We start from the raw sequence: 23,659 nt of genomic DNA, 5'->3' as shown, positions 1-23,659 counted from the left end.
CGACTTGCATGTATTAGGCACGCCGCCAGCGTTCGTCCTGAGCCAGGATCAAACTCTCCAAATTATATTGATTTCAAATCAGCTTTGCAGTGATTTGGAATCAATTTAGAAAGAGCGATATGCCCATTTAAAACAAACTGACGAGAAATTACTTTCTCTATCAAATGATTTCTCATTTGTTTTGACTTCACTTTCGTGAAATCTACTCACTCATTGTTCAGTTTTCAAAGACCAATTTGTTCATTTTGTTGTTACCAGTTGTTCTCGGCGACAACTTCTATATCATATCATGTCCGGTTCGTTTGTGCAAGCTTTTTTTTCGTTTAAGTTTCATTCGAGTTTGGCTTGCCGATTCAATAAATGTGTTATTTACTGGCCGGACTAATAATATATCACGTATAATTAATGATTGCAACACTTTTTTAATAATATTAATTATTATATATAGCTTACACATTTACGGTCATACCATTCTATTTAAAGATGATATGACCGAATATAAACTACTACATGGTGGCTTTGTATAATCTAGGTATTCTTTTTAATGATTTCTACTATGTAAAGATGTCTTTGCTGCTCCAAGTTAATAATATCTTGGCCAATAGATACCATAGGACGTGTTGGTTCGTTGCTATTAGCGAAAACAATTTCACCAATCTGATCATTACTCAATCGAACTACTACGCCATTATTAAACTCTGTAACTTTTTTAATAAAGGTATGCACCAATTTTGGATCTAATTTACCGAAGGACTCCGTGTTAATCTGCTCTAGAACTAAATATGGGGACTGCCCCTTACGGTAAGCCTTGTTTAACGTCATAGCATGAAATATATCTACAATGCCTACGATTCTTGAATAGATATGAATACTGCTACTCTGAACACCCAGTGGATATCCTGTACCGTCAACCTTCTCATGATGTTGTAAAGCTGCTAAACGAACACCTTCATTAATCGCAGTGACATTCTTTAATAAATGGTATCCGGTTTTTGTATGCTCACGTATTTCATTTATTTCACTCAATGTTAATGCTGTTGGTTTAAATAAAATAGTGGGATCTACTTTAACGTTACCAATATCATGGAAAAGGCCTGCAAAGGCTGCTTGCATCCAATCTTTTTTAGGAAGACCAATCCATTCTGCAAGCTTATATGAAGATAATGCACACAGAACGGCATTGTGATACATATAGTCATAGTTATTTAATACACGCGGTTGAAACGATATCACACTATAATCCTTGATATATTGAATGACATTGTCTAATTGATTACGAATTTCGTAAATGGGAATTCCCGCTGCAGCGACGGAAGGGTAGGCTCCTTTTATTATGTTTATGAGCTTGTCATATTCCTCATCGAATAAAGTTGTACTCTTCATTGCTGTCTGATCTTGAGCTAAAGGATTAGAAGAGATTGTATGAACTTTCTCTATAACTGTTAATTTGCGTTCGTTTGATGCCTTTTCCTTCGTATGGATAATTTTATCACCCACTTGTCCAATTTCAACATACTCCACTAGAAATGCTTCTAGAATTTTTAGATCACGTGGGAGTAATACCTTTTCTTTCTGAAAAAGAAGGCCACCTAAAGGGCTATGTACGTCCTTAACTAATTTGAGCCCTGGTTTCAAATCCAAAATGGATACGCTAGTCATAGATTAATATACATCTCCATTTCATTTTTAAATTGATCCTTTACAACAGCAATCAAGGTCATTATATTATTTATTTTATTGCTCTACAATCTTTAATTAGGAATATATAACCAAATAATTCGATCCCCCTAATTAGATTAAGCTTAAATAAACTTTCCACAATAACAAAAATGACCCCGGAAACTATACCGAGGTCATTTGAAAAAGCTTAATATAAATTTATTCTTCGTCTATATTTTCATCCGAAGCATCTAGAGAAGTTCCCTCACCAACTGAATTGTCCATTGAAGATTCTGTTTCATCTCCATTGGTACTTGAATCCACATCTAACTCATTGGATTCTTCACCTTCAAGCAACTCATCTACTTCTTCTTCCATTTTGTCTACACGGCTTACAGTAGCCACTGCATCATCTTCGCGTATATTAATCAACTTAACCCCTTGAGTATAACGACCCATTGTAGAGATCCCTTCCATACTCGTACGGATCAGAGTTCCAAGGGTTGTGATAATCATCAAGTCCTCTTCATTCTTAACCACTTTAAGGGCAATAACAGCACCATTCTTCTCTGTTACGTTGATCGTCTTGATTCCCTTACCGCCACGACTTTGAGAGCGATAGTCACTAGCTGGTGTCCGCTTACCGTATCCATTAGCTGTAACGATCAAGATATCCAAATCTTTATCAATGACATCCATGCCAATAACTTCATCGTTATCATCTAAGCGAATACCTCTAACACCGGTTGCACTACGTCCCATAGAACGGACATCATCCTCAGAGAAACGAATAGACATACCTTGGGCCGTACCCATAATCAACTCTTGCTCCCCATTTGCCAACTTCACTCCAATGAGAGCATCATCTTCACGAAGGTTTATAGCAATAAGGCCGCCTTTACGGATGTTCGTATAATCCTCAAGTGGTGTCTTCTTCACGACTCCCTGACGAGTAGCAAAGAATAAGTATTCTTCACCATCAAACTTCTGCACCGGAATCACTGCGTTAACTGTCTCGCCCTGCTCAATCTGAATCAGGTTGATAATCGCTGTTCCTCTCGCTGTACGGCTCAAGTCAGGAATCTCATATGCCTTAAGGCGATATACTTTCCCTCGGTCGGTAAAGAACAAGAGATAGTGATGTGAGTTGGTTACGAAGAGATGTTCAACAAAGTCTTGATCTTTCGTATCCATACCCATAACGCCTCGTCCACCACGCTTCTGGTTACGGTAGGTGTTAGCAGGCAGACGTTTGATATAGCCACTATGGCTAATCGTGATGATTACTTCTTCTTGTGGAATAAGGTCTTCATCCAGAATGCTCTCTTCACCTACTGTAATTTCAGTACGACGTTCATCATTGAAACGTTCTTTAATCTCATTTAGTTCTTCGCTAATGATCTGCAGTATTAGCAATTCATCAGCTAAGATTTCACGATATTCTGCAATCTTCTTCTGCAATTCTTGGTATTCATTCTCAATCTTATCACGTTCTAATCCTGTCAAACGTTGTAGACGCATTTCCATAATGGCTTGTGCCTGTTCAAGACTTAGCTCGAATCTGCTCATTAATCCATCACGTGCAATGTCTGTTGTTTGAGAACTACGGATAAGCGTAATCACTTCATCCAAATGATCGAGTGCCGTACGCAGTCCTTCCAGAATGTGAGCGCGTGCTTCTGCCTTTTTAAGTTCAAATTCTGTCCGGCGACGGATGACAACCTTCTGATGCTCCAAATAATGATATAGCATATCGAACAGACTGAGTGTCTTCGGTTCGTTGTTAACGATAGCTAACATATTAATACCGAAAGTAGACTGCATAGGCGTATGCTTGTACAAGTTATTTAAGACGACATTAGGATTAACATCACGTCGTAACTCAATAACGACACGCATACCATTACGATCTGACTCATCACGTAAATCAGTAATACCTTCTATACTTTTCTCACGTACAAGCTCAGCAATCTTCTCAACAAGTCTTGCTTTATTCACTTGGTAAGGAAGTTCGTAGATAACTATACGCGCTTTGTTGTTATTCTCTTCAATATTAGCCTTAGCCCGCATCGTAACGGAACCACGGCCTGTCTGATAGGCTTGGCGAATCCCTTGACGTCCTAATATATACCCGGAGGTTGGAAAATCGGGTCCCTTGATATACTCCATTAATTCCATTGAAGTTATTTCTGGATTCTTAATTAAAGCTTGAACACCATCGATAACCTCACCTAGATTGTGTGGTGGAATATTCGTGGCCATACCAACGGCAATACCTGACACCCCATTCACCAACAAGTTAGGGAACCTTGCAGGTAGTACAACAGGCTCTTGTTCTTCCCCATCATAGTTAGGTTGAAAGTCAATGGTGTCTTTATTAATATCTCTTAGCATTTCCATAGCAATTTTAGAAAGACGAGCTTCCGTATAACGCATTGCTGCAGCCATGTCACCATCAACTGATCCGAAGTTACCATGACCTTCTACAAGCATATAACGCATAGAGAAATCTTGTGCCATACGAACCATTGTATGGTATACCGCTGTATCACCATGCGGGTGATACTTACCAATAACATCACCAACGATTCTCGCTGATTTCTTAAATGGTTTATCTGGGGTCATCCCCAAGTCATTCATAGCATACAGAATACGTCGATGTACCGGCTTCAATCCATCTCTTACATCAGGTAAAGCCCGGCTTACAATGATACTCATTGCATAGTCCATAAATGACTCGCGCATTTCAACTCCAATATCCCGATCCTTAATTTGCGAGTTTAATTCCTCTGCCATGCTGTACCTCCTCCAATTCCTATCAAGCAATGCATTACAATTTCAACATTCTTATATTCAAGTAAAAACGGCTTTTCCGTCCTTTTAGGGGTATGCACTTAAACTAGTTATGTTAACCATAACCTAGAGTTACCCTTATAAAGTCAAAGATCCGCTTCAATACCTATTACGCTAATTACGCTAAAAACCAGTAATCTTTATTATATTACTTTCTCAAAAGGAGCACAATTAAACGTTAAACACGTTAAACGTAAATAAAGACTAATTTAAAACTGAGAAATAGGGATATGCCCTTCCTTCTTATACTGCCTATTCATACAATGTTTAAGAAATCCCCAACACATAGTATACCATTCTTTTACTACCTTGTCCTAATTTTTAAGCCTTTGAAGTATCTAAATACTCACCTCTAACACGATAAAACAAGCACATTTTTCTTCGATCTGTGAACTAACAACATGGGTGAACGATTATCTATAACTGACGATTCATCAAGTTCAATTGTACGTGGACTGAGAACTTACTTTTCCAAAAATAGATTAATGAAAGGATGAACATTCTTGGCTATTCAGCGTGTCTCCAGCAAGTGGTCCAAAACCAAAGTGCTCCTAAAAAATGAAAATATATCTCCCTATATTCCTACCACCTGTAAATACTCTTCAGAAGCTTTAGTTAATATGCTGAATGAGTACATTATGGTCTTCCTAAAGCCTGATTGTGGAACGTATGGTCGAGGGGTAATGTGTGTTGAACAACTTACTCTTAATAATATTGAACCCAATGATCCCAATGACTCAACTGACCCGTCAGAGCATACACAAGTCGCTTATCAACTTCGGTATACCACCAAAACTGAAATATTCCCATCTCTCGAAGAACTGTTAGTAGGAATTAAAGCCTATATTCGAAATGATAATTACCTAATCCAAAAGGGTATCCACTTATTACATTATCGTTCCTGTCCATTTGATTTACGCGTACTTACCCAGAAGAGTCCAACAGGCCAATGGGTTTCAACCGGAATTATTGGTCGTGTCGCAGCACCTCATAAAGTAGTGACTAATCATCATAGTGGAGGCAAAGTTCAAACTTTTGAAACCTTAATGTCTCCCTATATGAGCAATATGGAAATTTTCAAACTACAACAATTACTGAAAGGGTTAGGTGTTTCTGTCGCAAGTCAACTTCAAAAGAAATATCATCATATTAAAGAACTAGGACTGGATATTGCCATTGATCAAGAACATAATCCTTGGATTTTAGAAGTAAATACGTTACCTGCCCTCTTTCCTTTTAAAAAATATATTTCTGACAAAGATGTATACCGTCGTATTCACCATTATGCTGTTTCCTACGGAAGATATTCTTCAAAAAAAGTATCGAAATAACGTACTTTACAAGAAAAACAAAGAGAAGGTACCAATATAGGTACCTTCTCTTCTCATGCTGTCTTATTTAAATATCTAAATTCTTAACTGTCTTAGCATGTTCATATATAAAGTCACGACGCGGTTCAACATTATCACCCATCAGTATATCAAATATATTATCTGCTAACATGGCATCATCAATAGTAACTTGAAGCATGGTTCTACTTTCAGGATCCATGGTTGTTTCCCACAATTGTCCTGCGTTCATTTCACCAAGTCCTTTATACCGTTGAACATTATATTTAGCATTAGCTCCAAATTCGCTAATAATCGCATCTCTTTCTTTTTCACTATTTGCATAGCGGATAACCTTATTACGCTCTACTTTAAACAATGGTGGTTGTGCAATATATACATACCCTGCATCAAGGAGTTTTCTCATATAGCGATAGAAGAAAGTCAACATAAGCGTACGAATATGCGCTCCATCGACATCGGCATCGGTCATGATAATCACTTTGTGATAACGAGCTTTGCTAATATCGAAGTCCTCGCCTACACCCGTTCCCATTGCTGTAATCATATTGCGAATCTCAGCATTGGAGAGAATGCGGTCAAGTCTAGCTTTCTCTACGTTTAGAATTTTACCACGCAAAGGGAGTATAGCTTGAAAATGTCGGTCACGACCCTGTTTAGCCGACCCACCGGCAGAATCCCCTTCGACGATATATAATTCACTTAGTGATGCATCCTTAGAAGAACAGTCAGCTAGTTTACCAGGCAATGCGCTAACTTCCAAAGCACTCTTACGACGTGTTAATTCACGTGCTTTACGAGCAGCCTCACGTGCTCTAGAAGCTTGTAGACCCTTCTCTAGAATACGACGAGATACCGCTGGGTTCTCTTCCAAGAACTCTTGTAGTTTCTCAGAGAACAGTGACTCCACAATACCGCGTACCTCACTGTTACCAAGCTTCGTCTTTGTCTGTCCTTCGAACTGAGGTTCTGGAATTTTGACTGAAATAATAGCAGTCAACCCTTCACGAACATCGTCACCTGAGAGATTAGAGTTACTGTCTTTGATGATACCCGTTTTACGAGCATAATCATTAATAATCCGAGTTAATGCACTCTTAAATCCAGACTCATGTGTTCCGCCTTCATGTGTATTAATATTATTACAGAAGGAGTAAATATTCTCTGTATAGCTATCATTATATTGCAGAGCTACTTCAACCTGCATCATATCGCGAGAGCCTTCCACATAAATAGGTTCCTCGTGAAGTGCTTCTTTCTTCTCGTTTAGAAACTTCACATATTCCTTAATACCACCTTCATACATAAAACGAACAGATGTATCACTTCGTTCGTCATTCAGCGTCAAGGCAATACCTTTATTTAAAAATGCAATTTCCCGAACACGAGTAAGAAGTGTCGCGTAATCATATTCAGTGGTTTCTGTAAAGATTTCTGGATCTGGATGGAAGGTTACGGTCGTTCCATGTTCCTCCGAATCTCCAATCACCTTCACGTCATATTGAGGCGCACCACGACGATATTCTTGTTGGTAGACATGTCCTTCACGTTTCACGGTTACTACTACTTTTTCCGATAAAGCATTAACAACCGAAACACCTACACCATGTAGTCCTCCTGAAACTTTATATCCACCGCCGCCAAATTTACCACCCGCATGCAATACAGTCATAACAACTTCTAGAGCAGGGCGTTTCATTTTGGCGTGTTCCCCTACAGGAATACCACGTCCGTTATCGACAACGGTTACACTGTTATCTTTGTGAACGGTAATTTCTATATGATCACAGATACCTGCCATGGCTTCATCAATACTGTTGTCCACTACTTCCCAGACTAAATGATGCAAGCCCTTAGCACTAGTCGACCCAATATACATCCCCGGCCGTTTACGTACAGCTTCAAGGCCTTCCAGTACCTGAATCTGATTCTCATCATACATTGGTTCATTCATAGACATGCCTTCACCTACTTCTATAGATTCTACAACTGCTAATTAAGCATTAGCATAAAAAACGTTAACTCTTTTTTTGAGAGTGGAAGAAGAAATGGGAGAGTAAAAGACTGTGTCTTTCGTTACAACGATGGACTTAGCTTCTTCTTCGCCAATATTAACTAACGTCTTCTCTTGCTTGACGTGATTAACAAATTGTTTGGATATTTTGGAAGATTTCTCTATGGATATGTCAAAAATAGCAATGAGCTCGGAAGAACGAATAATTCTTTCTCCCCCCAAATGTATATACATCAATAATCCTCCACTCTTTTATAGACCCACTTGACCTGCATTCACATGATAGATGCTTGCATTCTTTAATTTATCCGCATTCAAACTCTCTATTCCGGTTGCGGTGATGAACGTCTGCACTTTGCTCTGAAATGTCTCAATCAGTTGGGTCTGACGGTAAGGATCAAGCTCAGATAATACATCATCTAGCAATAGAACGGGATATTCGCCAATCTCCTCTTTAATCAGCTCAATCTCCGCCAATTTGAGTGACAAGGCAGTCGTTCGTTGCTGTCCTTGAGACCCATAAGTATGCACTTCCTTACCGTTAATATAAAAGGTCATATCATCACGGTGAGGCCCCGCAAGTGTCATGCCGCGCCGAACTTCCTGTTCTTTCATTTGTCTTAACTTTATCATAAATTGCTCAAATAAGACAGCTTCATCTTCCTCTGTCGCTTCTCCAAACGATGGAACATAACGTAATTGGAGATCTTCGCTACCGTTTGTAATTCCCCGATGGATCGACTCCGCCCATTTCTGGAGTTTTATTATGAATTGTTTCCTTTTTCTTATAATTTTAACACCGTGTTCTACCAACTGTTCATTCCATATGTCTAGCAATCCCTGTTCCGTAGAGTCTTTTCCCCATAATTGCTTCAAAAAATTATTTCTTTGGAGGAGAATCTTCTGGTATTGCTGCAGATGATAAAGATAGCTTGGTTGGACTTGTCCTATCTCCATATCGAGAAAGCGACGGCGGATCCCTGGTGTACCCTTTACAATCTCTAAGTCTTCCGGTGCAAACATAACGACATTAAGTGAACCGATAAACTCACTTAATTTACGTTGCTCAAGTCCGTTTATCTTCGCCTTTTTTCCTTGAGATGACAAGGTTAATTCTAAAAGAAGAGGTCCATATTTTTTCTCCACGGTAGCAGAGATGTGAGCACTTGTCTGTTCAAAGCCAATGAGCTCACGATCTTTCGACGTTCGATGGCTTTTGGTAAGTGCCAGCACAAAGATAGCTTCCAGCAAATTGGTCTTTCCTTGAGCATTGGGACCGATCAAAAGATTCACATCCCCGAAGGAATCCAACCGCAATTGTTCATAATTGCGGTATTGCTGCAAGCTAATGTTTTTTACAAACACACGTTATCCTCCTCATCCTCCACCCCTGATACTTACGTTTTGGGATTATTTTGAGGTAAAGATTACGATTCTTTAGTGACCTCAAACGTTCCTTCATCTGTCACTTTGACAATATCGCCCGGATATAACTTGCGACCGCGTCTTTCCTCTTGTTCTCCATTGACGGTAACTAGGCCTTCTTGAAGAAGAGCCTTAGCCATCCCGCCTGTGGATACACAATTTGATAATTTTAGAAAAGTGTCTAATTTAATATATTCACTGTGGATAAGTATTTTGTTCACTTGAAATGTTCCTTTCGCATTCAAACGTTTAGTTATTGGTTCGGTAAGGCAAAATAACGTAAAGACTTTCACTGTCGTCCATCGGTTTAAGCACAATAGGACTCATTACGCCAGTAAATGCAATCATTAATTGCTCACTTTCTACTACTTTTAGTACATCTAGCATATATTTTGAGTTAAAAGAGATACGTAATGGATCCCCTTTAAAGTCTACCACATCTAGTTCCTCGCGTACTTTACCAAGTTCTGTTGAACTTGAGGAAATTTCAATTCCGCCTTGTTCTAAGGTTTGCAATTTTACGATGTTTGTTTTTTCTTCTCTCGACAGCAAATAAGCCCGATCAATCGATTCACTTAATTTTTTTGTGTCGATAATTAGTTCTGTTTTGTAGTTGGACGGAATAATCCTAGAAGTATCCGGATAAATTCCTTCCAGAATCCGTGAATAGAATAATACGCGGTCAATTTTGAACAAGACCTGATTATCGGATACGAGAATATCAACAAGTGTATTCTGATCAGGAATAATTTTACTTAACTCACTTAGTGTCTTACCTGCAATGACGACGTTGTTAAATCTCACTTCACCAGCTTTTAATTGAGCGGAACGAGTCGCAAGACGGTGTCGATCCGTTGCTGTAAATTTTAATTCATTATTTTCTAAGTTCCATAGTATCCCTGTAAGGATAGGCGTTGTTTCGTGTGTGGAAATAGAGAATCCCGTTTGTTTGATCATATTCTTGAGTAGATCCCCTGGGATGGAGAGAGTCTGGTTACCCTCAATCGCTGGCAAAATAGGAAATTCCTCAGGATCTAGACCTACCATTTGAATTTCTGTGGCTCCAGATGAGATAAATGTTTGGAAATTTTCTTTGACTTCCATGTTAATTTCCTGTGATGGCAACTTCTTTATAATTTCTACAAAAAACTTAGCTGGTAGTACTACACTTCCTGTTTGCTCCACTTGGACAACCGTTTGATTGTTATCTTCAATGGGAATGAAGGATTGAATGGAGATATCAGTGTCACTTGCTGTAAGTGTAACTCCTTGATGATTCACGTCTAACTTAATACCGGTCAGAATTGGAATCGTTGTTCGACTGGATATCGCTTTATACACCTGTTGTATAGAATCGTTCAAATTGTTTTTAAGAATGCTGATCTTCATATTTTCACTCCTTGAGAGAATTCGGTGAATGTGTCAAAAGATGACGTTAGTTTCACCCTCTTTATAGATGGTTATTGTTTAAAGATTTTATTAGTAATAGTAATAGGCGCAGTGGATATGTGGATAACCCTAGTTTCATTAATAAAACCAAGCCTATCCACATGTGTATAGATTGTGCATAGGCTTGGACTTGTTCAGGACGGATTTTTGATTTTTTCTATGAGGTTATTTACGACTTTAAATAAATCCTGATCCACCTTAAGTAATTGAGATATCTTCTCGTGAGCATGAATGACCGTTGTATGATCTCTACCACCGAACGCTTCTCCAATTTTGGGTAACGAAAAGTCCGTTAATTCGCGTGAAAGATACATAGCTATTTGTCTCGGGAATGCTACAGCCTTTGTCCGTTTACGTGCTTTGAAATCATCCATTCGTAGGTTGTAGTATTCTCCTACTTTTTGTTGAATATCCTGCATCGTTATCATCTTAGGGCGACTTGAAGGGATGATATCCTTAAGCGCCTCGGCTGCTAAATGAGTGGTTACATCTTGGTTCGTAAGCGATGAATAGGCCACTACACGGATTAAAGCACCTTCAAGTTCACGAATATTAGTGTCAATCTGGTTCGCAATATAGGTCATAGCTTCATTAGGAATATCCAAGTTCTCTGCCTTGGCTTTTTTGCGTAGAATCGCTGTGCGAGTCTCAAGATCCGGAGGTTGAATATCCGTAATCAAGCCCCATTCAAAACGGGAACGTAACCGTTCTTCCAGTGTCGGAATTTCTTTAGGAGGTCTATCGCTAGAGATAATAATCTGCTTACGTTCTTCATGTAGCGCATTGAACGTATGAAAGAATTCCTCCTGGGTCGATTCTTTCCCAGCAATGAACTGGATGTCATCAACGAGAAGAATATCTACGCTACGGTATTTGTTACGAAAATTCTCTGTACGATTATCACGAATTGAGTTGATAAATTCATTCGTAAATTTCTCCGATGAAAGATAAACGACTTTACTGTTCGGATTATGTTCCAAAATATAGTGACCAATGGCATGCATAAGATGTGTCTTACCTAATCCAACACCGCCATATAGAAATAGTGGATTGTAGGCCTTAGCTGGCGCTTCAGCGACAGCTAGAGAAGCTGCATGTGCGAATCGGTTACCCGAGCCAATAACAAATGTGTCAAAGGTGTACTTCGGATTAAGCATGTGAGACATGGCTTCTTCATGAAACACTTGCGGTTGGGGAGAAGATAGTGATGGAATGGGATCCTCGATTATAGCCTCTTCAATGACGAATTTAACGTCAAGTTGTTTTCCAACAACCTCAAAAAGAGTTGAACCCACTAATTTGGTATAACGACTCTCAAGCCACTCGACAGCAAATGTCGTAGGAGCAGAGATCACAATGGAATGATCATTCATCCGCGTCGCTTTTGTTGCTTTGAACCATGTATCAAAGCTAGGCTTACTCAATTTGCTTTGAATAATAGATAAAATTTCTTGCCATAATTCAGAAGTATGGCTTTCCACAGATTTTGTCACTCCTTTAAATCATCCAAATGTGGCTAGAGCCATGAGAGGAAATGTCGAAAAAAATTGAATAATGGTGCATTTATCCCCAAAACCCAGAAAGGTGAAAACATAAAAAAATGGATAAATTGAAATTGTTCACAACTTTATCCACAGCTTGTTGATAATATTGAGGTTTAAATCCTGTATACACATCCAAAAGTATTATCATCATAGCAAAATAAGCGTGTAATTTCAATGATTCACACCAATTTATCCACAAACTCAATAACTTGTGTATAATTTTTATTCACAACACAAGATATTGTTTATAATTTGTTAAAGTTTCGACAGCATCTTTGTTTTTATAAAAAAACTTATACACAGGTTGTGCTATAAATAATCAAAATTTAGATTATTGTGAACAAGTGGATAAGTTATATTTTTTTTTGGTTTCTTTTGAGAGCTGTGGAAAACTGTTAATAACCCCTTTAAAAAGAGGGAATGAGAAAACGCAAGGATCAGTTGACTTTTGAGCGTGTACATGGTTAAATGTATAGAGGCATTTTCTGTGAGTATGAAAATGGTTAATCTATAGTAGTAAATCCTGTAAGGGGGTGCAATACATGAGACCGACTTTTAGACCAAATGTGAGCAAGCGCGCTAAGGTTCATGGTTTTCGTAAAAGAATGAGCACGAAAAACGGCCGTAAAGTGCTAGCTGCTCGTCGCTTAAAAGGCAGAAAAACATTGAGTGCTTAATTAAGCGTTCATGAAGACCACCGCGGTGGTCTTTTTTTCTATTGAGAATGGAAGCGTGATAGTTAAGTTCAGATTAGTTTAGGGGATCTGGATGCTGACTATAATATATATATATGAAGAAAAATTTTAACTGCATTGAAAATTGAAGTGAAATTGGGAGAAACTCGTGCATAAAAGTTTACGTTTACGAAACCGTGCTGACTTTAGTCGCGTATATCGTCATGGAAAGTCATTCGCCAATCATCAATTTGTTGTGTATTGGTTCCGCAAAAGAGAAGTGGAGCAATTTAGAGTAGGAATTTCAGTTAGTAAAAAGGTAGGTAACGCGGTTGTTCGTAATCGGATGAGAAGACTGGTTAAGGAAATTGTTCGTCACCATGATTCTGAGTTGATGGAGCATATTGACCTCGTATTTATTGTTCGCAAGGGTGCGTTAAATATGCCTTATAAGGATTTGGAAAGAAGTATCATGCACGTGTTACGGAAAGCGTCACTTTTGAAGTCCTCAAACCGATGAAGTCAGGTTTCCTTGTCCATGTGAATATGTTATGATTTACTATGAAATGGAAGCGCTAAGAGAGGGGTTATGAAGTGTCGCGATTGAAGACTAGCCGAGGAAAGAAATGGATCCTCCTCACCATTGTGATGATATTCGCAATGACCATATTATCGGGTTGTGGAACGAGTGCTGCTGCACCCAAGACTCTTGAAGATTTGCAAAATGGAGGCTTTTGGCAGAGTAATGTAGTTTACTGGTTTGCTAAAGCACTGGATACATTTGCGAATTGGTTCGGTGGACAATACGGACTAGCCGTATTAGTAATGGTTATTATTGTTCGTACAATTATTTTGCCATTAACAATTAAGCAAGTGAGAAGTTCTAGAGCCATGCAAGCCATTCAGCCGGAACTAGCAAAGTTGAAAGAAAAGTATAAAGACAATCCAGAACAACAACAACAAGAAACAATGAAATTATTTCAAGAGCATAAAGTAAATCCATTAGCAGGTTGTTTACCATTGATTGTTCAGATGCCTATATTCATTGCTCTTTACAACTCTATATATGGAAATGATTTATTGCGCCATGGTGAATTTCTTTGGTTACAACTAGGCAGTCCAGATAAAACCTTTATTCTTCCATTATTAGCTGCACTTACAACATTCTTGCAGACGAAGATGATGATGAAGATGAACCCAAGTCCACAACAAGGGCCAATGAAGTTTATGATGATGGTATATCCGGTACTTATATTCTTCATGTCATATAATTTCCCATCTGCGTTGCCACTGTACTGGTTCTTCAGTAACTTGTATACATTGATACAGAATTACTTCTTATATCGCAATAATGATACAACAGCGACGGCTAAAGGTAGTGTATCTGCTATTGCAGCATCAGGTAATGCTAAATCCAAAGGTAATCATAAAGGAAACAAAGGTAAAGGCAAAAACTCGAAGGGGGCTAAACGGTCTAAATGAGGAACGTCATCGCTTCAGGAAAAACCGTTGAAGATGCTGTAAATAAGGGACTTTCCCAACTTGGGGTAAGCCAAGACCGTGTTACGGTTAACATACTTTCTCAGCCGTCAAAAGGATTCCTGGGACTGATTGGTGTCAGGGAAGCGAAAGTAGAACTTACTTTGCTTACAGAAGTTTCACCAGATCCAGTCGTGGGGACAATGGAGCCAACCTCTACCTCTACATCTCATGTTGTAGAAGATGACCCATACGCCGCAGCAGTGAGTTTCATTTTAGATGTAGGCAAAAGTATGGGATTAGAAGTAAGAGTGGATGTACAGCATACAAGAGATGCAACAACACTTCATATCTTTGGTCCTGACTTAGGTCTTATGATTGGGAGAAGAGGGCAGACGCTTGATTCACTTCAATATTTAGCCAACATCGTAGCTAATCGGATTTCGAGTAGTTATATAAGAATTATTCTTGATGCGGAGAATTTCCGTGAACGACGTAAGAAGACATTGGAAGAGTTAGCCGATCGGTTGGCAGGACGAGTCATACGTTCCCGTAAAGAAGTCGTGTTAGAGCCAATGTCACCGCAAGAACGTAAGGTAATTCATGCGAAACTGCAGGATCACAAATTAGTTAAGACCTACAGTAAAGGTGAAGAGCCAAACCGGCGTGTAGTCATTTCGTTAAAATAAACGAGATTAAATGGATAGAATAGAATGTACAAAGGACCAGAAAATTTGGACTTTAGTTCATTCTATATAGATGCAATGACTCTCTGATTAGTGATAGGAGTCATTGTTTTTTTATATTTTATAGAGAGAGGTGCAACATGTTGGTAAGTGAGACCATTGCAGCTATTGCTACAGCCGTTGGAGAAGCTGGGATTGCTGTCATTCGTGTAAGTGGGCCAGATGCGATACCTGAAGTGGATCGAATTTTTAAAAGTCGAGTTAAGCTATCTGAGGCTGAATCGCATACGGTTCATTATGGACACATTATAGACCACCATACAGGGGAACAAATTGAAGAGGTACTAGTTACAATTATGCGGGCACCTCGCTCATTTACAATGGAGAATGTAGTAGAGATCAGCGCGCATGGTGGGGTTATTTCAGTTACAAGAGTGATGGATATGTTATTACAACAAAATATTAGGCTAGCAGAGCCAGGTGAATTCACGAAACGAGCTTTTCTAAATGGGCGAATTGACTTGTCGCAAGCTGAGGCTGTAATAGACCTCATTCGTTCTAAATCGGATCGGGCTTTCTCGATCGCGTTGAAACAAGTTAAAGGTGACTTATCTCAACAAATTAAGAAACAACGGTTTACACTAATTGAGACTATGGCACATATTGAAGTGAATATTGACTATCCAGAACATGATGTGGATTCACTCACGTCTTCTTTTATAAAAGATAAATGTAGTGAAGTGATGGAGGGAATTACGAGACTATTAAAAACCGCTGAGGAAGGTAAAATTCTTCGTGAAGGAATAACAACAGCTATTGTTGGCCGACCTAACGTAGGTAAATCATCTTTGTTAAATACATTAGCACATGATAATAAAGCCATCGTAACGGATATTCCAGGTACAACACGTGACGTTATTGAGGAATTTGTTACAATTAACAATATCCCTTTAAAGTTATTAGACACAGCCGGTATCCGTGAAACACTTGATGTGGTTGAGAAAATAGGGGTAGAACGTTCTAAAAATGCAGTGAATGAGGCAGACCTTATTTTGCTTGTGTTAGATGTTAGTCAACCTCTACACGAGGATGAATTGGTATTAATGGAACAAATCCGCGGTAGACAATGTATCGTTATTATGAATAAAATGGACTTACCGTCCATGCTAGATATGGATATCGTAAAGCGTTACTTCAATGAGGATTGTATCGTACAAATGTCTGTTAAGACACAAGAGGGAATCGACGCTTTAGAAAATGCTATTTCTAAGTTATTCTTTAGTGGACGCCTTGAATCGAATGATTTAACTTATGTTAGTAACGTACGACATATAGCTTTATTGAAGAAGGCGAAGCAATCTTTGCAAGATGCTTATGAAGCTGCAGATCAGTTTATTCCAATCGATCTGATCCAGATCGATGTTCGATTGGCATGGGAACAACTTGGTGAAATTATTGGGGATACGGCGGGAGATACGTTATTAGATCAAATTTTCTCGCAATTTTGTTTGGGTAAATAGCTTTAACATTTAAAGCTTCATGTTGATAAATAATTTATAGATATAATTATTTAAAGGAGGTAAGACTATGAGTTACACAGGTGGAAATTATGATGTAATTGTTATCGGTGCAGGGCATGCGGGGGTTGAAGCGGCTTTAGCTTCTGCTCGAATGGGTTGCTCTACGCTAATGATTACAATCAATTTAGATATGGTGGCTTTCATGCCATGCAATCCTTCGATTGGTGGACCTGCGAAAGGGCATGTTGTTCGGGAAATTGACGCTCTAGGTGGGGAAATGGGCCGTAATATAGATAGAACCTTTATTCAAATGAGAATGTTAAACACGGCGAAGGGTCCTGCTGTTCACGCCCTCCGTGCACAAGCAGATAAGTTCTCTTATCAGCATACGATGAAGGAAACGATGGAGAAGGAACCAAACTTAACGATGCGTCAAGGGATGGTAGAAGAGCTCATCGTTGAGGATGGACATTGTGTGGGTGTAGTTACGAAGACAGGCACTGAATACCGTGGTAAGTCCATTGTATTGACGACAGGCACCTATTTGCGGGGTAAAGTCATTATGGGTGAGTTAGCTTACGAAAGTGGACCTAATAATCAGCAACCTTCAATTAAACTCGCGGAGAATTTACGCGAACATGGGTTCGATCTTGTTCGTTTTAAGACAGGTACTCCTCCACGTGTTCATAGAGATACAATTGATTTCTCGAAGACGGAGATTCAGCCAGGGGACAGTAAGCCTAAATTCTTCTCTTATGAGACACAGGAATCTACTAATACGAATGAACAACTTCCTTGCTGGTTAACCTATACTTCTGTGGATACACAAAAAATTATTACGGATAATCTCCATCGTGCGCCTATGTTCTCGGGTATTATTGAGGGGACAGGTCCACGTTATTGTCCGTCCATTGAGGATAAGATTGTTCGTTTCAGTGATAAACCGAGACATCAGATTTTTCTAGAGCCTGAAGGTAGAAATACAGCTGAGTATTATGTACAAGGTCTATCAACAAGTATGCCAGAGGATGTTCAATTATCGATGTTACGTTCTATCCCAGGGTTGGAAAAGGTTGAAATGATGCGTAATGGGTATGCCATTGAATATGATGCGATGGTTCCGACGCAATTATACCCATCACTCGAAACCAAAAAAATGCCTGGATTATTCACTGCAGGTCAAATTAATGGAACCTCAGGATATGAAGAAGCTGCAGGGCAAGGGGTTATGGCGGGAATTAATGCTGCACGGAAGGTACAAGGGAAAGAGCCTATCGTACTTAATCGTTCTCAAGGATATATTGGTGTATTAATCGATGACTTGGTGACCAAAGGAACGAATGAACCTTATCGACTTTTGACTTCACGCGCTGAATATCGTTTGTTACTTCGTCATGATAATGCCGATCTACGTCTTACTCCGATTGGACATGAGATTGGTCTAATATCAGATGATCGATATGAAAGATTCCTAAGTAAAAAGAACACAGTAGATCTTGAGGTTGAACGTCTTAGTGTTGAGAAGGCAAAGCCTAAAGAAGTGAATGCTCTTCTAAAAGACTCTGATTCCTCTGAAATTCAGGATGGGACAAATATGTTAGTCCTTTTACGTCGACCTGAGATTAGCTATAGCCATATTGAACAACTTTCACCTTCACCTTACGAGTTAACCGATGAGATGAAAGAGCAAGCTGAAATTCAGATTAAATATGCAGGTTATATAGAGAAACAATTAGTTCATGTGGAACGTCTACAGAAAATGGAGAAAAAGAAGATTCCTGATTCTATAGAGTATTCAGAAATTCATGGTTTAGCTATCGAGGCTCGTCAAAAACTCGCAAACATTCGTCCTATTTCCATTGGGCAAGCTTCACGTATTTCTGGTGTTACACCTGCGGATATATCTGTTCTGCTAGTGTATCTCGAACATTATAACCGTGTAACTGCGGCAAGGGGTTAAGATATGGACTTAATACAACAGTCATTTACTAGTCGGCTACAGGAACACGGAATTACGTTAAGTGAGACTCAACTAGATCAGTTCGAAATATATTTCAAAGAACTAGTAAGTTGGAATGAAAAAATGAATTTAACAGGGATTACAGAACGAGATCAGGTATATATGAAACATTTTTACGACTCTGTTTCCCTTGCTTTTTTTGTAGATATGAAAAAAGTATCAACACTAGCAGATATCGGATCGGGAGCAGGGTTTCCTGGGATACCACTTAAGATTTGTTTTCCAGACATTCAATTAACGATTATTGACTCTCTTAACAAAAGAATATCGTTTCTTAAAAATATTGTAGATCAATTAGGTCTTACGGGCGTTGAACTCATTCATGGTAGAGCAGAGGAATGGGGTCAAAAGAAGGGATACCGTGATCATTATGATCTAGTTACAGCTAGAGCTGTCGCTAAGTTAGCGTTACTTAATGAATTTTGTTTACCTTTTGTTCGCGTGGACGGCACATTTGCGGCTATGAAGGGTAGTGACCCTACCGACGAGATCAAAGAAGCATCCTATAGCTTCAAACAACTTAAAGGTAAACTAAACAAGGTAGAGAAGTTCACTCTTCCCGTGGAAGAAGCCGACCGTCATATTATTATTGTAGAAAAAAGAGCATCTACACCTCAGAAATATCCAAGAAGTCCTGGGGTTGCAGCTAAGTCTCCGCTAATCTAATTTATTAAGTAATGTTTCACGTGAAACATTAAAACAGGTAAGACTATGTCACCCGTATGGTTTGGGAGATATAGTCTTTTTTTGAGTTTAAATAATAAGCAATTTCTAGAAAAATTTACGCATGATAGAATAGGATTATATGAGAAAAAGTGATAGAATAAGATAGATAGAAGTTCTTACGAAAAGTAATGAGCAATATCCAATTTTTAGATAAAATATCAAGTAGATCAAGTAGTGTAATTTATATGAAACCTTAATCTTTAAAGAGATTAATGCAACAAATGATCATGTGAATACGTGCAAAGTATAGTCATATTGTTTCTACTTTGTACAGAGATAGGAAGGTACTGAGATGACATGGTGAATGTAAGGTTAATTATTCCATCGTGTTACGGTACTATTTTGAAATTAGGTGGTAATATGCGGAATGAAAGAACAATTTTCTAAGTTGTTTGGCCTAACTGAGCGGACTAATGGGGATGAAGTGAAACAGATTCCAGTGGATAATATTGTGGGGAGTCCTTTTCAACCTCGTACTATTTTTGATGATAATAGAATTGATGAACTTTGTCAGACGATTAAAACTCATGGCGTAATTCAACCTATTGTTGTTCGTTATCGTAATGCCAAATATGAGATTATTGCAGGAGAACGTCGATGGCGAGCTGTTAAGAAATTGGGGCTTGAAACCATCCCAGCTATTGTTCGCGATTTTAATGATTCACAAGCCGCTTCGATTGCATTGATTGAGAACCTGCAACGTGAAGGTCTAACTTCCATAGAAGAAGCAGTAGCCTATCAAAAGCTCATTGATTTACATCAGTTAACTCAAGAGAGTCTGGCTCAGCGTTTAGGCAAGAGTCAATCCACCATTGCTAATAAAATCCGCTTATTAAACTTACCTGAACCTGTAAAGCAAGCTTTAATGGAACGAAAAGTCACTGAACGGCATGCTCGAGCACTTTTATCTCTAAGTCCCGAAGAGTTGCAACTGAAATTGCTTGCAGAAATTATAACTAAAGAACTTAATGTAAAGCAGACAGAAGCAAGAGTTGCCTACTATAAAGAATCCTCCACAATTAAAAAGGCAAAACGTATCTCGTTTTCTAAAGATGTTCGTCTTGCTCTAAATACGATTAGACAGTCTATTGATATGGTATCCGGATCAGGAATGTCTATTATAACAACTGAAAAAGATCATGATGATCACTATGAAATTGTTATTCAAATTCCTAAAAGATAGTGGGAAGGAGAAAGGTAATATCAGCCGCTTTTTCTAATGATTGACTTATGGTTGTAACTAATAGGGTGCAGACAGAAAGAATGACAACCAATTTGCTAGGCTGTAAAAAGTATATCTCACGAACTACACGAAGAGTCAATTATATATTGAGGTGAAATGAGTGTCCAAAATTATTGCCATAGCAAATCAAAAAGGCGGGGTCGGTAAAACTACCACCTCCGTCAATCTGGGTGCAGGCATGGCTTCTTTAGGGAAAAGAGTGCTTCTCGTTGATATTGACCCACAGGGTAACACCACAAGTGGGGTCGGAATAAATAAAGCAGATGTGGAGAACTGCATTTATGATGTCATAATAAATGAAGTTAATCCAAGAGATGCCATTACGCATACAGATGTAGAAGGTCTACATATTATTCCTGCTACGATTCAACTGGCAGGAGCAGAAATAGAATTGGTACCAACCATTTCTAGAGAACTACGCCTTAAAAAGTCATTACATTTAGTTAAAGATATGTATGACTACATTTTAATAGATTGTCCACCATCGCTAGGCATACTAACAATTAATTCGCTAACGGCTGCTGATTCAGTGATTATTCCCATACAATGTGAATATTACGCATTAGAGGGCTTAAGTCAATTACTTAACTCCATTCGATTAGTTCAGAAGCATCTGAATACATCTTTGCAAATCGAGGGTGTATTGTTGACTATGTTTGATGCAAGAACAAACTTGGGAATTCAAGTTATTGAAGAAGTTAAAAAATATTTTCAAGATAAAGTATACAAGACAGTTATTGCAAGGAACGTCCGTTTGAGTGAAGCACCATCACATGGAAAATCGATCATAACGTATGATCCACGCTCTAAAGGTGCTGAAGCGTACTTAGAGTTGGCAAAGGAAGTGATTTCATATGAGTAAACGGTTGGGCAAAGGATTAGATGCACTTATTCCTTCTCTCTCCATTAATGATGATGATAAGATTGTTGAAATTCCATTGAGTCAATTACGTGCTAATCCATATCAACCACGTAAAGAATTTAAGGAAGAGGCTATTCATGAATTAGCGGAATCGATTCGCCAACATGGTGTAATTCAACCTATTATTGTTCGTAGTGTTATTAGGGGATATGAAATCATTGCAGGTGAGCGTCGCTTTAGAGCATCTCAGTATTGTGGGAAAGCAACGATTCCTGCTGTAGTTCGTAATTTCTCAGATCAACAAGTGATGGAAATTGCACTAATTGAGAATTTACAACGCGAAAATTTAAATACGCTTGAGATTGCCGTTGCTTACCAAGGACTCATGGATCAGTATAATCTAACACAGGAAGAACTTTCGCTTAAAGTGGGTAAATCCAGGTCTCATATTGCCAATTTTCTACGCTTATTATCATTACCTGAAGAAGTGAAGGACTATGTTTCACGTGGAACATTATCAATGGGTCACGCGAGAGCTATTGTAGGAATTAAGGACTCAGTTGTCATCAAGAATTTAGCGAAACAATGTGTAGAAAATGAATGGAGCGTTCGAGAGTTAGAGGAAACGGTAAAATACTTGGACCGTAAGCCTGTAGAGACGCAAAAACCAACAACGAAAAAGAGTGATCCCTATATTAATCATCTAGAGGAATCTCTCCGTGATCGATTCCATACGACGGTTAAGATTAAGCATAATAAAGATAAAGGTAAGATTGAACTGAATTACTACAGTAAACAAGATTTAGAGCGGTTGTTAGAATTACTACAGAAATCATAAGACAATAACAATGTTAGTGTATTGAAACAATAGTTGATGTCAAAGAGGGAGGAGGGCATATCTTGATTTATTCCGTTGTGGAAAAGGATATGTCTTTCTGTTGTTAGAGGAGGTTAGGTATGGATTCAGTTATTTACTTAGATCATGCGGCTACCTCTTGGCCTAAACCTCCTGGTGTGTTGGATGCGATGCAGTTCGCTATGCAACAGTCAGCGGCCAATCCTGGAAGAGGAAGCCACGCGATGGCTGTAAAGGCTAGTCGTGTGCTATTTGAGACCAGAATGGGAATATCTAAATTGTTCCATATAAATAATGCTAATGACATTGCATTTACATCTAATACCACCATGGCTTTGAATCTAGCAATAAAGGGATTGCTGCGAGAGGGAGACCACGTTGTCGCCACGATGGTTGAACATAATTCTGTTCGACGCCCTTTAGAATATTTAAAGAGAACGCTCGGAATTACTGTTGATTATGTAAGAGTTAATGGGAAAGGTGAATTGAATCTTCTTGATATAAAGGAAGCCTTGAAACAATCAACTCGACTGGTTATTTGTAGTCACAGTTCTAATTTGTTGGGAAGTATATTGCCTGTAGAGGAAATAGGTAACCTTGCTCACAATTCTGGGGCTATATTCTTAGTAGATGCTGCGCAGAGCGCGGGTATTCTCGATATAGATGTAGAACGCATGAAAATTGATCTAATGGCGTTTCCAGGTCATAAAGGGTTGTTAGGACCCCAAGGGACAGGCGGTCTTTATATTGCCCCTCATGTGGACCTGGAACCGTTGCTACACGGCGGAACAGGAAGTCAGTCTGAAGAGAAAGAGCAGCCTACTGTTCGTCCAGATCGTTATGAAGCAGGAACGCCTAATACGGTAGGAATTGCAGGCTTACGAGTAGGGATAGAAAAAGTTGTTGAGCTTACCCCTAAATGGATATATACTCATGAGTGGAATCTTACGCAACAGTTATTAAGTGGCATAAAAAACATTAGTGGTATGACTATATTAGGGCCTGATCCAGGATTACCTCGGACAGGTATTGTTTCTTTTGTAGTAGACCAATTGGATTCATCAAAATTAGCATTTCAGTTAGATCGTGAATATGGCATTGCTGTCCGAGCAGGCTTCCATTGTACCCCATTAGCGCACTATGCTGTTCATACAGAAAAAACAGGCGCGGTACGTGCCAGTGTAGGATTCAACACGACAGAAAAGGAAATTGAAACTCTTATTAAGGCTGTAAAACAACTTTGTAGATAGAAGTTTAAATATAGATCTATTCTAAGATTGAGGAAGAGGAAAGGGAATGA

20 protein-coding genes and 1 rRNA gene are annotated in these 23,659 nt (G+C 38.8%); 12 read left to right on the top strand and 9 right to left on the bottom strand.

Annotated elements, in window-relative coordinates; genetic code table 11:
- The 3 genes from AC1D7X_RS10020 to gyrA form a co-directional block, all read right to left on the bottom strand.
- Nucleotides 1-64: ribosomal RNA gene (locus tag AC1D7X_RS10020) — 16S ribosomal RNA — on the bottom strand; the annotation flags it as partial.
- Between the two features lie 464 nt (nucleotides 65-528).
- Complete coding sequence (locus AC1D7X_RS10015) at nucleotides 529-1,659, bottom strand: HD-GYP domain-containing protein (RefSeq protein WP_495475125.1); 1,131 nt, start codon at nucleotides 1,657-1,659, stop codon at nucleotides 529-531.
- Between the two features lie 219 nt (nucleotides 1,660-1,878).
- Complete coding sequence (gyrA, locus tag AC1D7X_RS10010; protein WP_495475124.1) at nucleotides 1,879-4,455, bottom strand: DNA gyrase subunit A; 2,577 nt, start codon at nucleotides 4,453-4,455, stop codon at nucleotides 1,879-1,881.
- Between the two features lie 560 nt (nucleotides 4,456-5,015).
- Between gyrA and AC1D7X_RS10005 the strand changes: the two genes are divergently transcribed.
- Complete coding sequence (locus tag AC1D7X_RS10005) at nucleotides 5,016-5,843, top strand: YheC/YheD family protein (protein WP_495475123.1); 828 nt, start codon at nucleotides 5,016-5,018, stop codon at nucleotides 5,841-5,843.
- Nucleotides 5,844-5,910: 67 nt separating this feature from the next.
- Here AC1D7X_RS10005 and gyrB read toward each other — a convergent pair whose 3' ends face one another.
- The 6 genes from gyrB to dnaA all read right to left on the bottom strand — a co-directional run bounded on the left by gyrB (nucleotide 5,911) and on the right by dnaA (nucleotide 12,230).
- Nucleotides 5,911-7,821: a DNA topoisomerase (ATP-hydrolyzing) subunit B gene (gene gyrB, locus AC1D7X_RS10000; RefSeq protein WP_495475122.1), complete on the bottom strand. Its 1,911-nt coding sequence runs from the start codon at nucleotides 7,819-7,821 to the stop codon at nucleotides 5,911-5,913.
- Between the two features lie 36 nt (nucleotides 7,822-7,857).
- The gene (remB, locus tag AC1D7X_RS09995) at nucleotides 7,858-8,109 is read right to left on the bottom strand and encodes an extracellular matrix regulator RemB (protein ID WP_495456637.1); all 252 of its coding nucleotides are present in this window, start codon (nucleotides 8,107-8,109) and stop codon (nucleotides 7,858-7,860) included.
- Between the two features lie 18 nt (nucleotides 8,110-8,127).
- The gene (gene recF, locus AC1D7X_RS09990) at nucleotides 8,128-9,240 is read right to left on the bottom strand and encodes a DNA replication/repair protein RecF (RefSeq protein ID WP_495456636.1); all 1,113 of its coding nucleotides are present in this window, start codon (nucleotides 9,238-9,240) and stop codon (nucleotides 8,128-8,130) included.
- A 62-nt stretch (nucleotides 9,241-9,302) separates the two neighbouring features.
- Nucleotides 9,303-9,521, bottom strand: coding sequence for a S4 domain-containing protein YaaA (gene yaaA / locus AC1D7X_RS09985; RefSeq protein ID WP_495456635.1), 219 nt, complete (start codon nucleotides 9,519-9,521; stop codon nucleotides 9,303-9,305).
- A gap of 28 nt (nucleotides 9,522-9,549) precedes the next feature.
- The gene (dnaN, locus tag AC1D7X_RS09980; RefSeq protein WP_495456634.1) at nucleotides 9,550-10,689 is read right to left on the bottom strand and encodes a DNA polymerase III subunit beta; all 1,140 of its coding nucleotides are present in this window, start codon (nucleotides 10,687-10,689) and stop codon (nucleotides 9,550-9,552) included.
- Between the two features lie 194 nt (nucleotides 10,690-10,883).
- The gene (gene dnaA / locus AC1D7X_RS09975) at nucleotides 10,884-12,230 is read right to left on the bottom strand and encodes a chromosomal replication initiator protein DnaA (protein WP_495456633.1); all 1,347 of its coding nucleotides are present in this window, start codon (nucleotides 12,228-12,230) and stop codon (nucleotides 10,884-10,886) included.
- Nucleotides 12,231-12,835: 605 nt separating this feature from the next.
- Between dnaA and rpmH the strand changes: the two genes are divergently transcribed.
- From rpmH to AC1D7X_RS09920, 11 genes are all read left to right on the top strand, one after another.
- Entirely contained in the window at nucleotides 12,836-12,970 is a 135-nt protein-coding gene (gene rpmH, locus AC1D7X_RS09970; RefSeq protein ID WP_495456632.1) for a 50S ribosomal protein L34, read from the top strand.
- A gap of 166 nt (nucleotides 12,971-13,136) precedes the next feature.
- A complete protein-coding gene (gene rnpA, locus AC1D7X_RS09965; protein ID WP_495456631.1) occupies nucleotides 13,137-13,487 on the top strand; it encodes a ribonuclease P protein component in 351 nt (116 codons plus the stop codon).
- A 74-nt stretch (nucleotides 13,488-13,561) separates the two neighbouring features.
- Nucleotides 13,562-14,449 carry a YidC/Oxa1 family membrane protein insertase gene (locus tag AC1D7X_RS09960; RefSeq protein ID WP_495456630.1) on the top strand — a complete coding sequence of 296 codons (888 nt, stop codon included), beginning with the start codon at nucleotides 13,562-13,564 and terminating at the stop codon, nucleotides 14,447-14,449.
- A complete protein-coding gene (gene jag, locus AC1D7X_RS09955) occupies nucleotides 14,446-15,135 on the top strand; it encodes an RNA-binding cell elongation regulator Jag/EloR (RefSeq protein ID WP_495456629.1) in 690 nt (229 codons plus the stop codon). Before AC1D7X_RS09960 ends, jag begins: the two co-directional genes overlap by 4 nt.
- A 140-nt stretch (nucleotides 15,136-15,275) precedes the next feature.
- Nucleotides 15,276-16,652: a tRNA uridine-5-carboxymethylaminomethyl(34) synthesis GTPase MnmE gene (gene mnmE, locus AC1D7X_RS09950; protein WP_495475132.1), complete on the top strand. Its 1,377-nt coding sequence runs from the start codon at nucleotides 15,276-15,278 to the stop codon at nucleotides 16,650-16,652.
- A gap of 67 nt (nucleotides 16,653-16,719) precedes the next feature.
- Nucleotides 16,720-18,612 carry a tRNA uridine-5-carboxymethylaminomethyl(34) synthesis enzyme MnmG gene (gene mnmG, locus AC1D7X_RS09945; RefSeq protein ID WP_495475121.1) on the top strand — a complete coding sequence of 631 codons (1,893 nt, stop codon included), beginning with the start codon at nucleotides 16,720-16,722 and terminating at the stop codon, nucleotides 18,610-18,612.
- A 3-nt stretch (nucleotides 18,613-18,615) separates the two neighbouring features.
- Nucleotides 18,616-19,338, top strand: coding sequence for a 16S rRNA (guanine(527)-N(7))-methyltransferase RsmG (gene rsmG / locus AC1D7X_RS09940; RefSeq protein WP_495475120.1), 723 nt, complete (start codon nucleotides 18,616-18,618; stop codon nucleotides 19,336-19,338).
- A 427-nt stretch (nucleotides 19,339-19,765) separates the two neighbouring features.
- Nucleotides 19,766-20,581, top strand: coding sequence for a nucleoid occlusion protein (gene noc, locus AC1D7X_RS09935; protein ID WP_495456626.1), 816 nt, complete (start codon nucleotides 19,766-19,768; stop codon nucleotides 20,579-20,581).
- A 160-nt stretch (nucleotides 20,582-20,741) separates the two neighbouring features.
- Nucleotides 20,742-21,503: a ParA family protein gene (locus AC1D7X_RS09930; protein ID WP_495456625.1), complete on the top strand. Its 762-nt coding sequence runs from the start codon at nucleotides 20,742-20,744 to the stop codon at nucleotides 21,501-21,503.
- Nucleotides 21,496-22,341, top strand: a complete 846-nt coding sequence (locus AC1D7X_RS09925) for a ParB/RepB/Spo0J family partition protein (protein ID WP_495475119.1) — start codon at nucleotides 21,496-21,498, stop codon at nucleotides 22,339-22,341. Before AC1D7X_RS09930 ends, AC1D7X_RS09925 begins: the two co-directional genes overlap by 8 nt.
- Nucleotides 22,342-22,460: 119 nt before the next feature.
- Nucleotides 22,461-23,609 carry an aminotransferase class V-fold PLP-dependent enzyme gene (locus AC1D7X_RS09920; RefSeq protein ID WP_495456623.1) on the top strand — a complete coding sequence of 383 codons (1,149 nt, stop codon included), beginning with the start codon at nucleotides 22,461-22,463 and terminating at the stop codon, nucleotides 23,607-23,609.
- The last annotated feature ends 50 nt before the right edge of the window (nucleotides 23,610-23,659 follow it).

The organism is Paenibacillus sp. Y568 (genome assembly GCF_059445545.1).
The sequence above is the reverse complement of the archived record's forward strand: the minus strand, read 5'-3'. Positions and strand labels throughout refer to the sequence as shown.